At 65.4% G+C, this 13,693-nt stretch carries 12 protein-coding genes; 1 reads left to right on the plus strand and 11 read right to left on the minus strand.

Going from position 1 to position 13,693, the window contains the following annotated elements; translation table 11 throughout:
* Nucleotides 1-317 precede the first annotated feature (317 nt).
* The gene (locus IM733_RS02160) at nt 318-737 is read left to right on the plus strand and encodes a DUF2628 domain-containing protein (RefSeq protein WP_248919338.1); all 420 of its coding nucleotides are present in this window, start codon (nt 318-320) and stop codon (nt 735-737) included.
* A gap of 71 nt (nt 738-808) precedes the next feature.
* On the opposite strand, the gene IM733_RS02165 is transcribed toward IM733_RS02160, so the two are convergent.
* From IM733_RS02165 to lhgO, 11 genes are all read right to left on the minus strand, one after another.
* On the minus strand, nt 809-2,434 hold the full coding sequence (locus IM733_RS02165; protein ID WP_248919339.1) for a BatD family protein: 1,626 nt from the start codon (nt 2,432-2,434) through the stop codon (nt 809-811).
* Nucleotides 2,431-4,143 (minus strand): vWA domain-containing protein, encoded by a 1,713-nt coding sequence (locus IM733_RS02170; protein WP_248919340.1) that lies wholly within the window; start codon nt 4,141-4,143, stop codon nt 2,431-2,433. The genes IM733_RS02165 and IM733_RS02170 overlap by 4 nt, the downstream gene beginning before the upstream one ends.
* Complete coding sequence (locus tag IM733_RS02175) at nt 4,140-5,216, minus strand: vWA domain-containing protein (protein ID WP_248919341.1); 1,077 nt, start codon at nt 5,214-5,216, stop codon at nt 4,140-4,142. The genes IM733_RS02170 and IM733_RS02175 overlap by 4 nt, the downstream gene beginning before the upstream one ends.
* Nucleotides 5,209-5,703 carry a DUF4381 domain-containing protein gene (locus IM733_RS02180; protein ID WP_248919342.1) on the minus strand — a complete coding sequence of 165 codons (495 nt, stop codon included), beginning with the start codon at nt 5,701-5,703 and terminating at the stop codon, nt 5,209-5,211. Before IM733_RS02180 ends, IM733_RS02175 begins: the two co-directional genes overlap by 8 nt.
* Nucleotides 5,700-6,644, minus strand: coding sequence for a DUF58 domain-containing protein (locus IM733_RS02185; protein ID WP_248919343.1), 945 nt, complete (start codon nt 6,642-6,644; stop codon nt 5,700-5,702). Before IM733_RS02185 ends, IM733_RS02180 begins: the two co-directional genes overlap by 4 nt.
* 5 nt (nt 6,645-6,649) lie before the next feature.
* On the minus strand, nt 6,650-7,609 hold the full coding sequence (locus IM733_RS02190) for an AAA family ATPase (protein WP_011532987.1): 960 nt from the start codon (nt 7,607-7,609) through the stop codon (nt 6,650-6,652).
* A 790-nt stretch (nt 7,610-8,399) separates the two neighbouring features.
* On the minus strand, nt 8,400-8,738 hold the full coding sequence (locus tag IM733_RS02195; RefSeq protein WP_248919344.1) for a DUF7716 domain-containing protein: 339 nt from the start codon (nt 8,736-8,738) through the stop codon (nt 8,400-8,402).
* Nucleotides 8,739-8,880: 142 nt separating this feature from the next.
* Nucleotides 8,881-9,336: a hypothetical protein gene (locus tag IM733_RS02200; protein ID WP_248919345.1), complete on the minus strand. Its 456-nt coding sequence runs from the start codon at nt 9,334-9,336 to the stop codon at nt 8,881-8,883.
* A 9-nt stretch (nt 9,337-9,345) separates the two neighbouring features.
* Nucleotides 9,346-10,773: a DUF6531 domain-containing protein gene (locus tag IM733_RS02205; RefSeq protein ID WP_248919346.1), complete on the minus strand. Its 1,428-nt coding sequence runs from the start codon at nt 10,771-10,773 to the stop codon at nt 9,346-9,348.
* 269 nt (nt 10,774-11,042) lie between these two features.
* Nucleotides 11,043-12,371 (minus strand): MFS transporter, encoded by a 1,329-nt coding sequence (locus IM733_RS02210; protein WP_248919347.1) that lies wholly within the window; start codon nt 12,369-12,371, stop codon nt 11,043-11,045.
* Nucleotides 12,372-12,416: 45 nt separating this feature from the next.
* Nucleotides 12,417-13,610 carry an L-2-hydroxyglutarate oxidase gene (gene lhgO / locus IM733_RS02215; protein ID WP_248919348.1) on the minus strand — a complete coding sequence of 398 codons (1,194 nt, stop codon included), beginning with the start codon at nt 13,608-13,610 and terminating at the stop codon, nt 12,417-12,419.
* Between the last annotated feature and the right edge of the window lie 83 nt (nt 13,611-13,693).

A 13,693-nucleotide genomic window follows, 5' to 3' on the forward strand; every position in this document is an offset into this window, starting at 1 on the left:
GTCGAGTCGGGCGGCCTGAATGGGCTCTCGGAAGGGCGGCTATGGTAACCCAACTCGCGCCTTTGGATCGGTCTCCCCACGCTTGGCTTGTCCGGTTTTTACCCGAGTGTTTAAATATTTTGAAACAAGGATGTTTTATGAAGCCCTCGCAGTCCCTTCCTTCCGCCAATTCGCCATTGCCGTCCCGGACCTTGTCGTTCGAGGCCTGCGCGTGGGCGACGGAAAAGCGCTTCATCTTCCACGTGAATGGCGGCAGGGACGCTGCCGCCACGCGGTACTCGGCTGATAGCCCTACTGAAAGTCCTTAAGGAACGATTATGGAAAGTATTCCCCAGACCCAAGCCGACCTGACCCGCTACAAGCCGAAGTGGCAGGAGCGCTTCGCCTTCTTCGCCCAGCACGGCGGCCCGCTGAGCCCAACGTTCAAGGCGGCGTTCAAGGCCTTGCCGATGGGCAAGCGCCTGCTGATCAACATGAACTTTATCGCGTTCTTCTTCGGCCCGATCTACCTGTTCGTCCTCGGCCTGTGGAAGAAAAACCTGGCGCTGCTGGGGATCTCTCTGGCCGTGGGCCTGGTGCTGGGCTTCTATGAAGGGTTTACCGGGACAGAATTGCCCCGGGCCGTGGACACGGGCGTGAACTGCGGCCTGGCGGCGCTGTGGGCCACAGTGACCAACTATGCCTACTACCTCAAAGAGGTGAAAGGCCTGCAAGGTTGGAACCCGTTCGAGAAGTAATACCGTCGGGTCGCTCGCGTCCCGGCCGCGTCGTCGGCAGCCAATGACGAGGCCGGGGCAGGTCACACGGCCTACTTCGGATACAGCGGTGGCAGGTTGCCGCTCTCTGCCGACGGTGCCTGTACCTGCTCGGCGGGCGGAATGGTCCCGATCGCCCGCCACAGTTCATCCCCGTGCCAATACTGGCCGCTCTCGCTGTACAACGCCCCGTTCAAACCATCCAGCGCATCCGACAACGGCACGAACCGCGCCGCCATCTCGGCCAGGGTTTGCGGCTGCTGGCGCGCCCAGGCGTCCAGGGCCTGGCGCGTGGCCTGGGGGTCGTTGGCCTGGCAGGCGCGCTTGAGGTCGTCGAGCAGGGTGCGCGGGCTGGGGCCGGCCTGCGCGGCACGCAGCACCGCCGGTTGCGAGCGGGCCCGCCACCACAGGGCAAAGCCGAGCAGGGTGGTCAGGGCCAGGACCAGCGTGGCCAGCTGCCACGGCCAAAGCAGGGCCGTGCGACCACTGCTGTCGCTGACCGGCGTGTCGGCGCTCAGCGCCGGGTTGTCCTGCACCTCCAGGGTGCGTGCCGGCAGGCTGCTGTGCTCCAGGTGGTCCTCGCGGGTGTTCCACCAGGTGACTTCCAGCGCCGGCAGGGCCAGCTGACCACTGTGAGTCGGGACCAGGGCCTCGCGCTCCTCGCGATTGGCGACCATGCCGCGTTCGTCGATTTCGTTGCGCAGCAGCGGCTGGTCCGGGTAGCGGCGCAGGCCGACGGTCTCGGTGGCCGGCAGCGGTGGCAGTTGCGTGCTCGACAGCCCCTCGGCGCGCAGGGTGATGTTGCGGGTCAGCGAGTCGCCGATCTGCGTGGGTTGGCTGGCCGGGTCCGGGTTCCAGTGCTCTTCCAGGGTCAGGCTGCGCGCCGGTAGCCAGGGGCGGTCGCTTGGGTAGCTGGCGGGGATCGGCTTGACCGTCAGATGCATCGGCAGCGAGCTGACCTGGACCTGGCGCCCCACCCGCGGCGTACCGGCCGGCTGCTCGCCGTTGTCGGCCGCGGTAGCGGTGAAGCTCAGTGGCGGGATCTCGACGATGCCGCTTTGCTGCGGGTAGATCGCGTAGCGGGTTTCGATGACGCCGTGGCGCACGCCGTTGATTTCTTTCTCGTAGGTGCGCGACTCGCCCAGTGGCTCGACCTTGGCGTTGTCCAGCTGCAACGGGCTGAGGCTGCTGTCGTCGTACAGCGCCACCGAATGGTAGATGCGCAGGGTCAGCACGGCCTGGGCCTGGACGTAGACGGTGTCGCTGTCCAGGGTCGCTTCGACGAATACCTGCGAGGCCACATCCGGGCGCTGGCTGTCGGCCTGCTGCACCTGTAGGTCGATGGGCTGGCTGTACGACTGGCCTAGTTGCAGTTCAGGAATGCGTAGGCTGCCGCTGCGTCTTGGCAACAGGGTAATGATCCAGCGCGTGCTGGCGCGGGTCTCGCCGTCGAGGCTGTGCAGGCTGTTGAGCTGGCGAGTGCCGCGCACCTCGAAGTCGGCGTCCAGGGCGTGCAGGTCGGGTTTGCCGAACTGGGTGACGTCCTGGCTTTCGAGGGTCAGCTCGAAGGTTTCGCCGGCCTCCAGGCGCGAGCGATCGACGCTGGCTTGCAACATGGGGGCGGCCTGGGCCAGGAGGCTCCAGAGCAGGCTTGCGAGAAGGACGCCGAAGCGACTCATCGTGTGGTTTCCTGATGCAATTGCTGTTCGTACCAGAATTTGCGCCGCAGCAGCTCCGCCGGGTTGTCGGGGATCTCCCGCAGCCATTGTTCCAGGGCCTGGCGCTGTTCGGCGTCGAGGGTGCTGGACTGCGGCCGTTGGGGCGGCTGCGTGATGCTGTCGTCGTCGCCACCGGCCGTGGCGGGGGACGCCTGGGTGTTGCTGTTGTTCTCACCGGACTGCTGGGCTTGCTCGTCGCTGCCCGGCGTGCCCTGTGCCGGGCTGCTGATGGAACTGCTGTTGCCTTCGCTGTCGGCGTCCGGGGGGCCTTGATCATCGGTGTTGGCCGGTTGTTCCTCGGCTTTGGCTTGTTGTTGCTGCAACAGTTGCTGGACCAGCGCCTGGTTATCCAGGGCCGGCTTGAAGTCGGGCTGGCGTTCGAGCGCCTGTTCGTAGGCGTCCAGCGCCGCTTCGAGTTCACCGGCGCGGGCGAGGGCATTGCCTCGATTGTAGTGGGCGGCGGCTGTGTTGCCCTGGGCGAACGCGGCGGCGGCGCCCTCGAAGTCACCCGCCTGGTACAGGGCCATGCCGCGCCATTGCGAATCCTCGAAATGACGGGCGGCCTCGGCGGGTTGCTGGCGCTGCAGCAGGTGCTGGCCCTGTTGGTCGGGGCGCAGCCACAGGTCGTTGAACTCGAACGCCTGGCTTGGTTGCGGCAGGGCCAGCAACAGCGGCAGGCAGAACAGCCAGCCGCGGCGGCCGGCGCAGGCGGCGAGCAGCAACAGTGGCAGGAGCAGCCAATAGCCCTGGTCGGCCCAGCTGTCCAGTTGCACGGTCTGGCCGTCGTTGCGCAGCAGCCGCGGGTTGTCGAACAGGCCCAGGCCGCGCAGGTCGAGGTCGTCGATGCGCGCGTGGCGATAGCGCCCGCCGGTACCGTTGATGAAGCCCTTGAGCGAGGCGCTGTCCAGGCGCGGCAGGAGGATGCCGCCCTGGTCATCCTTGAGGTATTCGCCGTTGGCCTGGCGTACCGGCGCACCTTCGGCGCTGCCCACGCCAAGCATCAGCAGGCTCGGGCCTTGGCGCCCGAGGACCTGGAGGATGCCTTCGCGCTCGGGGTTGCTCAGGGAGGAGCCGACCAGCAGCAGCCGGCCCTGGCCCAGGCCGCTCTGGGCCAGCAGCGCCAGGCCCTTCTGCACGGCCAGCTCGGCGCGTTGGCCGGGCTGCGGCATGATCGAAGGGTCGATCGCCTCCAGCAGGTTGCGCGTGGTGCTCAGGTCGTCGGACAGTGGCACCAGGGTGTGGGCGGAGCCGGCGTAGACGATCAGCGCGGTCTGGCTGTCCTGGCGGTGCTCGAGCAGGTCGAGGATCTTGCGCCGGGCCTGCTCCAGGCGGTTGGGCGCGCTGTCCTCGGCAAGCATCTGCGGGGTCAGTTCGAGCAGGATCACCAGCGGGTCGGCCGGGCGCTGGCGGGTTTCTTCCAGGCGCTGCCAGCTTGGTCCGAGCAGGGCCAACACGATCAGCAGCCAAGCCAGGCCCAGGGCGATCCACGGCAGCTTGCTGGTGCTGCCGCTGCCGCCGCCGAGCAACACGGCGTGAAATTGCGGCGGCAGGATCATCTGCCAGCGCCCGGCGCGTTTGCGCCGGTGCCAGAGCTTGAACAGCAGCCAGCCGAGCAGCGGGAGCACCAGCAGCCACAGCGGGCGCAGCCATTGCGGCCAGAGGTCGATCATCGCCGCCTCCTCAGGCGCAGGCGCTTCAGGCGCTGGCGCCATTCCGGGTGGGGCTGCAGGAAGCTGGGTTTGCGCAACTGGCGCAGCAGCAGGTTGTCGGGCCATTGCACCGCCACCACCAGCAGCACGCTGAGCAGCAGTGCCAGCCCCAGGGGCCAGGCGTACAGTTCGGTGGCGGTACGCGCCTGGGTGGGCTGCTGAGCCACCGGTTCCAGCTGGTCGAGGGTGTCGCCGATGGCGTTGAGCTCGGCGCCGTCATGGGCGCGGAAGTAGGTGCCGTGGGTGATGCCGGCGATCTCCTTGAGCGAGGCTTCGTCCAGGTCGAGGCTCGGGTTCAGCCCGAGCAGGCCGGGGGTGCCGCTGGCCTCGGGGTTGGCGCCGATGCCGATGGTGTAGATGCGCACGCCTTCCTGGGCGGCCAGGCGCGCGGCGGTCAACGGGTGGATCTGCCCGCCGTTGTTGGCGCCGTCGGTGATCAGGATCAGCACCCGGCTCTGCGCCGGGCGCTGGCGCAGGCGCTTGACCGCCAGGCCAATGGCGTCGCCGATGGCGGTGTTCTTGCCGGCGATGCCGATCTGCGCCTCGTCGAGGAAGGTGCGTACGGTGCGCCGGTCGAAGGTCAGCGGCGCCTGCAGGTAGGCCTGGCTGCCGAACAGGATCAGCCCGACCCGGTCGCCCTGGCGGTCCTGCAGGAAGTCGCCCATCAGCGCCTTGACCAGGTCCAGGCGGCTGATTTCGTCGCCCTGCCACTGCATGTCGGGGAAGTCCATGGAGCCGGACACATCCACCGCCACCAGCAGGTCGCGGCCGCTGGCCGACACCGGCACCGGGTCGCCCAGCCATTGCGGGCGGGCGGCGGCCAGCAGCAGGAGCAACCAGATCAGTGCGAACGGCGCCTGCTGGCGCCAGGTCGGCAGGTTCAGGCGCGCGCGGCGCCCGGCCAAGCCTTCGAGCTCGTCGAGGAAGCCCACCTTGAGCACCGGTTCGCCGCTGTCGGCGGCCGGCAGCAGCAGGCGCATCAGCCAGGGTAGCGGCAGCAGCGCGAAGATCCACGGCCAGGCCAGTTCAAACATGCTTGCGGATCCAGGTTTCGACCGCCTGGGCGAGCCCGGCGATGGCCTTGTCGTCGAGCTTGCACTCGGGTTTGTAGGCGCCTTCGACCAGTACCATCCAACGGGTCAGGCCGGCAGCCGGGCAGCGGTTGTCGAGAAACGCCAGCCACTGGCGGCCGTTCAGCGTATGGCTGTTGGCGCCGGGGTAGTGGATGCGGCACAGGCGCTTGAGCAGGGCGTTGATCTGCTGCAACCAGGCGCCGGCCGGGGCGCCGTCGTAGGGGCGCGGCAGGCGCGCCAGCTCGGCGAGGGCTTCGATGCGCAGCGGGTCCAGCGGTTGCTCGGCCCGCACCATTTTGCGCTTGCCTGGGCGCCAGCGGCGCAGGCGCCATGCTCCCCACGCCAGCAGCGGCAGCAGGGCGAGCAGCAGCCACCAGCCGGGCGCCGGGGGCCAGAGGCCGATGGCGGGCGGAGCGACCAGCGGTTGCAACTGATCCAGCGGGCTCATTTGGTGTTCCCCGGGCGCTGGGCGTTCAGGTACTCGCGCAGTTGCTCGATCATCTCGCTCTGGGTGCTCAGCGGCATCAGCACCACGCGCAGCTTCTGCGCCAGCAGCTCCCAGCGCTCGATGCGCGCCTCTGCCTGCTGACGGTAGGCCTGGCGCAGGTTGGCGTCCAGGGTGTCGAGTTCCAGTTGCGCGCTGCGCTGGGCGAAGCGCAGCAGGCCGGCGGCGGGCAGGGCGTGGTCGAGCGGGTCGCTGACCGGCATCAGCAGCACGTCGCAATGGCGCGACAGCATCGCCAGGTGCTGCTCGACGCTGGCACTGAGGGCGCGCTCATCGCAGATGACGATGGCCAGGCTGCCCGGGCGCAGCACCTCCCGCGCCCGGCGCAGGGCCAGGCCGAGGCTGTCGGGGTGCGGCACCGCTTCGGTGTGCAGCCCCTGGTTGACCTTGGCCAGGCGGTTGAGCAACTGCAGCAGGCTCTGCTTGCTGCGCCGCGGCTTGACCTCGTGGTGCTCGTTGTCGCCGAACACCAGGCCGCCGATGCGATCGTTGTGGCCCAGCGCGGCCCAGCCGAACAGCGCTGCGGCCTGGGCCGCGAGCACCGACTTGAACAGCAGCCCCGAACCGAAGAACAGCCGCTGGCTCTGCTCGACCATGATGAAGATCGGCCGCTCGCGTTCTTCGTGGAATAGCTTGGTGTGGGGTTCCTGGGTGCGCGCGGTGACGCGCCAGTCGATGTTGCGCACATCGTCGCCGGCCTGGTAGACCCGCACCTGGTCGAAGTCCACCCCGCGCCCGCGCAGCTTGGAGTGGTGCAGGCCCACCAGCGGGCTGCGCTGGCCGGGGCGGGAGAACAGCTGGATCTCGCGCACGCGGTGACGCATGTCGATCAGCTCGGACAGGCCGATGCGGATGCCGTGCTCGGCCAGGTGTGTGATGGGCATGTCGGTCAGGCGACGGCCACGACGTCGAGGATGCGCTGGACCACCCGGTCCTGGTCGACCCCTGCGGCCTCGGCCTCGAACGAGAGGATGATGCGGTGGCGCAGCACGTCGAACAGCACCGCCTGGATATCCTCGGGGCTGACGAAGTCGCGCCCGGCCAGCCAGGCGTGGGCGCGCGCGCAGCGATCCAGGGCGATCGAACCGCGCGGGCTGGCGCCGTAGGCGATCCAGTCGGCCAGTTCGCTGTCGAACTTGGCCGGGGTGCGGGTGGCCATCACCAGTTGCACCAGGTATTCCTCCACCGCATCGGCCATGTACAGGCCGAGGATCTCCTTACGCGCGGCGAAGATCGCCTGCTGGCTGACCCGACGCTCCGGCTTCACCTCGCCACCCAGTGCCTCGCCCCGCGCTTGCAGGAGGATGCGCCGTTCCACTGCGGCGTCAGGGAAGCCGATTTTCACGTGCATGAGGAAACGGTCGAGCTGGGCCTCGGGCAGCGGGTAGGTGCCTTCCTGCTCGATTGGGTTCTGCGTGGCCATCACCAGGAACAGCGGCGACAGCTCGTAGGTGCTGCGCCCGACGCTGACCTGGCGCTCGGCCATGGCCTCGAGCAGCGCCGACTGCACTTTGGCGGGGGCACGGTTGATTTCGTCGGCCAGCACCAGGTTGTGGAAGATCGGCCCCTGCTGGAACACGAAGCTGCCGGTTTCCGGGCGGTAGATTTCGGTGCCGGTGATGTCGGCGGGCAGCAGGTCGGGGGTGAACTGGATGCGATGGAACTGCGCCTCGATACCCTCGGCGAGCTCTTTGATGGCCTTGGTCTTGGCCAGGCCCGGTGCGCCTTCGACCAGCATGTGGCCGTCGGCCAGGAGCACGATCAGCAGGCGCTCGACCAGTTTCTCCTGGCCGAGGATCTGGGAAGAGAGAAAGGTGCGCAGCGCGATCAGCGCCTCACGGTGTTCCATCGTCGACGGTTCCTGGGAATGAGCCGGCGCAAACGGGTGGAAGCGACTGCCGGGCAAGGGCTGATACTTTAATCCATCCGGGGGGGCGGGGACCAATGGAGGTTTGCAAAAATCGTGTAAAGCAGGGGAGGGGGTGGTCTGGGAGGGGCGCAGTGGTTGGCGGGTGTTCGGCGAGAGCCTTGCAGCGCCCTTCAGATCGTGCGCCGCCCGCGCGGCGCATCGCGGATGAATCCGCTCCTAAGTCTGTTGCAACGTGCCGCACCTGTCAGGCCATGGTTGCCTGCCGAAATATCGCGTCGTACAAACAAGGCGAACAACCATGGCCTATCAGGCCGTGCACGCCCTAGCCCAGGTCACCGGCCACGATCCTGATGATGGTGTCGATCCACGAAGTCGAATCGCTGCGCGTGTTGCTTGAATCGGCGTTGATCCAGGTGCAGATGTCGGCGCAGCCGCAGGTACTGCACTAGGCCCTGGCTGGCCCTGTTCGCCGGCAAGCCGGCTCCTAAGAGGGGGCTGCGATTCACCTGTAGGAGCCAGCCTTACTGGCGAAAGGGCCTGCCCAGGCCCCACCACTCCCCGGCGGGATACTCGGTTAGTACTCCAGTCAGAGAGTTGTTTTTATCCGTTTCTCTGCATCGGCTAGCGCGAAAAATACTATTGATGGAAATAGGCTTTCTAATCCAGTGAGAACCCAAATCGATTTCATAGTGGTTTTTTGGAGGGTTGTTGGACTAAAAGCGCCGAGCGAGGATTGCTCTTCGTTCGGCGCATATGATGTGAAATCTTGTTATCCTTTATTGCTTTGGAATAAGTCTATGTAAGTATCATTGTCATAGTAGTAAACAAATGCATCTGCTAATTCGAAAGCGTTCGCCCGTGGTCGTTGTGCTTTGGCATTTTCGATAATGCTTTGTATGATATCGATGCCGAGCGCATAATACAGGTCATTGTCCAGTGCGAATTTTGGCCTGTCAGGGTTCGGCTCGTTTTCGAAGTCATCGGGATCAAGTGCGGCACAAAGTGTATCCTTGTTCCAAGGGGCTCCATGAGGCATGTAAAGCGCGAAGTCCCACGGTTGGTTGTCGATGTCTGCAAGCACGGATTCGAGTGTTTTGAGCTTCATCATCTAGTGTCCTGTCTCGAAATGCGTTATCTTTTGGCGAGTGGCTTTGGTGTTCGGCCAAGGCGCCACCAAAAGTGAACAGCTTATTTCCGAGACAGGAAACTAGCCAGAAAAAACGCCTCCCAAAAAATTAATTTGAGCTTGACTACAAATTAGTCAAATGCTTTAGGATGCCCGGGTATTCAGACGAAAATTCTTTCGATTTTATAAATGAAGTTGCAATTTTTCTTTCGTTGTCTGGTGATTTTTTTATATATTCAAGTAGTAGTTCAAAGTCGCCGTAATCAAGTTCAATGCCGACTAAGGTTGTTGCCCATTCTTTATTTGGGGCTCGTTTGATTATGCCATCAAGCGCTGCGATTAAAGCCGGGTAGAAGATGCGGCGATCAGCTGCCTCAAGTATATTTCGGGTGCGTTCCTGAATGCCGAAGTCATCGGCGTCAGAGAATGTCTGAAGAAGCGCTAATGCTACTTCGTAGCTCATATGCTCTTCGGCTTCACTTAGCAGAGTCAGGAATTTCTCATCATCCCCCTCGTTTTCGAATTTTTCACATGTGTGCAATCGTGTGCGCCAGTGATCAAAATTAAAAGTCATTGTCATTTCGCATTCTCACTTTGTCAGCATTTTCTGACACTTTGCATATGCAAGCATCTCTCGCATTGCGACATTGTACCGGCGCGGATCTCCAGCGTTACGTGCTACCAGGCTGAGGTACTCGATCGGGTCATAGTGCGGCTTACCGACCTTGGGCAGCGGGTAGTCGTGGCTGCGGCCGTCGCTGTCGTGGAACACCACGCCCTTGTCCACGACATCGAGGCAGGTGGTGAACTCGGTGATCCAGCGGGCGCCGAGGCTGCCGTCGTCCAGCTTGGCCAGCCGCGAGTTGTACACCCGCGTCCAGTTGACCGGGAACGGCCCGGACAGCGCGAAATCCTGGTGGGCCAGCGTCTCGTCACCGAGCACATGGCCGATGCTGAAGCCGGTGCAGGCGCAGGGGCCGTTCTTCTCGGGCTTGGGCTGCTTGTTGGCGCGGACCTGGCTGCGTACCACCTCGGTCGGCCCTTCCGCATGAACATGCCGGGCCTGATGAGTAACGCCGGGGCGGATGGCGACGGCCATGCCCGGGCGGCGCGGGTTGGCCAGCACGGTCTCGAGCAGGCGGGTCAGCAGCCAGGCGATGCTGTTTTCCATACCAGCGCTGCCCAGCGCTTCCAGGCGCCGGGGCACGACCTTGGCCAGGTCTTCGAGGGTGCGGATCAGTGGCCCGAGCAGAGTGTCCAGCTCGCCCTTGAAGTGGCGGGCGACGCTGTTGTAACCGTCCTTGAGGCTGCCCTCGGTGGCGTTGGCCAGGGCCGACAGGGCCAGGCGCCAGGCGTCGGTCTCCAAGGCTGAGTCGTACAGCGCCACCTGGGCCATCTGCGCGCGGGCCAGGCGGTGGCTGCTGGCGGCATCCAGCTTGCCACGGGCGGCGGCGGCAAGGGTCTTGGCCAAGGAAGTAAACAACAGGCGTGCGGTGTCGGCAGCGGCACTGAGCATGGCCGGCAGCTGAGCCAGGGCCTCGCGCACGTAATGCTCCAGGGCACCGCGGATATTGGCGTGCAGGTGGCCGTCGATGATCTCCAGGATCACCGCGCCGATGTGCGCGCCGGGGCGGCGGCGCAGGGTCTGGCGGGTCAGCTGCAGCACCGGGCGCAGCACCGTGCGGGCCCGGGATAGGCCAGGCGGATAGGGGACGATACCGATCAGGTTGATGCCCAGGCTGACCCACAGCAGCGGGTCGGGGGAAGGGTTTTCGACCAGTTCGAGGATGTCGATCAGCGCGTCCATGCAGGACAGGGCGTTGGCCATCAGCGGCACACTTTCGGCGGCCTGGCGCAGCAGTTGCAGGTCGACCAGGCCGTAGCTGATTTCCCGCAGCCAGTGGTCGACGGAAGCGGCGGCGGCGCCGAGGTCTTCGCTGAGGAGAGTGTCGAGGGGAGCGATGGCGATCTGGATTTCGCGCTCGCTGGGCGCGGGAACGGCGGGTGTAGCAGACAAAGTGAAAGGGCCTTCCTAGGCGGGGGACGTTGAGGTCCCGGGTGGTCCGTGAGGGCGAAATGATACTAAGGCAGGGGCGGTGCGGCCATGGGGGAAACCCTGAGGTGGGTGTGGGAATGCTGAGGGGGCAGCTGGCCTGTGTAGGAGCGGCTTCAGCCGCGATGCAAGCGGCGCGGTGCCTGACACCCGCTTCGCGGGTGATCGCGGCTGAAGCCGCTCCTACAGGGACTGTGCCGTTGCTGTAGGAGCGGAGAGTCTGTAACGGGGGCTCAGTTCTTCGCCTTCGAATGCCGCCACCCTTGGTCAAAGCACGCGAACACCACCACCAGCACCCCGGCCACCGCCAGGATCAACGCCACGCCATCGGTGGAGTGGGTCGCCGAGCCGGCCACCAGTGCCAGACCACCCAGCGGCGCCAGGCCGCCGGCCACGGCTGTGCCGATCTCGCGCCCGGTGCCGAAGCCGGACGAACGTGTCTGGGTCGGGAACTGCCGGCTGAGGAACGACCCCTGCGGGGCGAACATCATCGGCGCCAGGATCCCGGTGCCCACGGCGATGGCCACGTAGATCAGCGTCGGCTCGCCGGTCGACAGCAGTTGCAGGAACGGGAACGCGAACAGCGCCGACAACACCCCGCCCAGCATCAACACGGTCTTGCTGCTCCACCTGTCGCACAGCCAGCCGAAGAACGGCACGGCGAAGATCGCCACCAGGCTGGCCAGGGTCACCGACAGTGAGGTGACATGGGCCTCGACGCCCTTGAACTGGGTCAGGTACGCCAACGAGAAGGTCTTGAAGATGTAGCTCAGGGCGTTATAGCCCACGGCCACGAAGAACACCACGGCCAGGCCCTTGAGGTCGTTCCTGAACAGCAGCTTGAGCGGCGACACCTGCGGCGTGTCGTCGGCCTTGTCCAGCTCCTTGAAGTCCGGGGTCTCGGGAATGCTCTTGCGCACCCACAGCCCCACGGCCACCAGGACGATGCTGGCGATGAACGGGATGCGCCAGCCACCGGCGAGCAGGAACTCGTTGCCGTTCATGGTCAGCAGGTACACGGTCAGCGACGACAGCAGCAGGCCCAGGTTCAGCCCCAGCGCCGGCCAGGCACCCTGGCTGCCGCGCTTGCCTTCGCTGGCGTGCTCGTAGGAGGTCACCGCCGCGCCGGACAGTTCGGCGCCGGCGCCCAGGCCCTGGATGATGCGGATGACCACCAGCAGGATCGGCGCCCAGATGCCAATGGTGGCGTAACCCGGGATCAACCCGATCAGCGCGGTGCACACGCCCATCATGCAGAAGGTGATCACCAGTACTTGCTTGCGCCCGAAACGGTCGCCCAGGTAGCCGAACAGCACGCCGCCGAAGGGGCGGGCGATGAAGCCGATGGCGAAGGTGGAGAACGCCAGCAGCGAGGCCACCGCCGGGTTGCTCGGGTCGAAGAAGATCTTCGAGAAGACGATCGCTGCCATGGTGGCGTAGAGGTAGAAGTCGTACCACTCCAGCATCGAGCCGAAGATGGTCGCCGCCGCCACCTTGCGCAGGCGCTTGCGTTGTTGTTCGGGCGTTTCGGTCGCGGCCAGGGCCGCCTCGTGTACCGACATCGTAGTTTTCCTTATTGTCTTTGTAGTTGTGGGTGCAGCGGATGTTCAGCGGGCCTTGAGGATCTTCTCGGCGATCATTTGGCCGATGGGGATGGCCGAGGTGGCGGCCGGCGATGGGGCATTGCAGACATGGACCATGCGCGGGGTCTCGGCGAACAGGAAATCGTGCACCAGGGCGCCGTCGCGCAGCACCGCCTGGGCGCGGATGCCGGCCTCGCAGGGCAGCAGGTCCTCGACCTCGAGCGACGGGCAGTACTTGCGGCACTGCTCCAGGTAGCCGCGCTTGAACAGCGAGTTCTTCATCTCGGTGGTGCCGGAGCCCAGGTTGTTCCACAGGGTTTTCCAGAAACCGGGGAAGCGCACGTACTCGGCGACATCGCGCCAGTTCACCGAGAACTTTCGGTAGTTCTCCCGGCCGAAACCCAGCACCGCGTTGGGGCCGACGGTGACGCTGCCGTCGATCATCCGTGTCAGGTGCACGCCGAGGAACGGCAGCTCCGGGTCGGGAATCGGGTAGATCAGGTGGTTGACGATCTGGTTCTTGCTCGCCGGCAGGCGGTAGTACTCGCCACGGAAGGGGATGATCTGGTGGTCGATCCTGACCCCGGCCAGGCGCGCCAGGCGGTCGGACTGCAAACCGGCGCAGGCCACTAGCTGGCGGGCGCGCCAGGTATGGCTGTCGCTGGTGACGGCTACGTGGTCGGCATGCTCCTGGATGGCGCGCACCGTGGTGGACAGGCGCAGCTCGCCACCGGCCCGCTGGATCACCTTGGCCATGGCGTCGCACACCTGTTTGTAATCGACGATGCCGGTGGCATCGAGGAACAGCGCGCCCTTGCCGACGATGTTCGGCTCCCGCTCGCGCAGTGCGCCGGCATCCAGGCGCTCGACCTTCAAGCCATTCTGCTGCGAACGCTCATACAGCGCCTGCATGCGCTGCACTTCCAGATCGTTGGAAGCCACCAGCAGCTTGCCGCATACCTCGAAGGCGATGTCGTGCTCGTTGCAGAAGTCCTTGGTGGCCTGGGCGCCGCGCTTGCACAGGTTGGCCTTGAGGCTGCCGGGGGCGTAGTAGATACCGGCGTGGATCACGCCGCTGTTGTGGCCGGTCTGGTGGCGGCCGAGGCTGGCCTCTTTCTCAAGGAGCAGCAGCGAGGCGCCGGGGCGTTGCTCGAGCAGGGCCATGGCGGTGGCGAGGCCGACGATGCCGCCGCCGATGATGCAGTAGTCGTAGGTCATGCAGGTTTACCTTGGTGTTCTTGTCGGTGGATCTGCTTATCAGGTTGTCAGACTAACTAGTACGCGTGAAAACCTCGCCAGGT

The organism is Pseudomonas entomophila (assembly GCF_023277925.1).
Lineage (GTDB): Bacteria > Pseudomonadota > Gammaproteobacteria > Pseudomonadales > Pseudomonadaceae > Aquipseudomonas > Aquipseudomonas entomophila_D.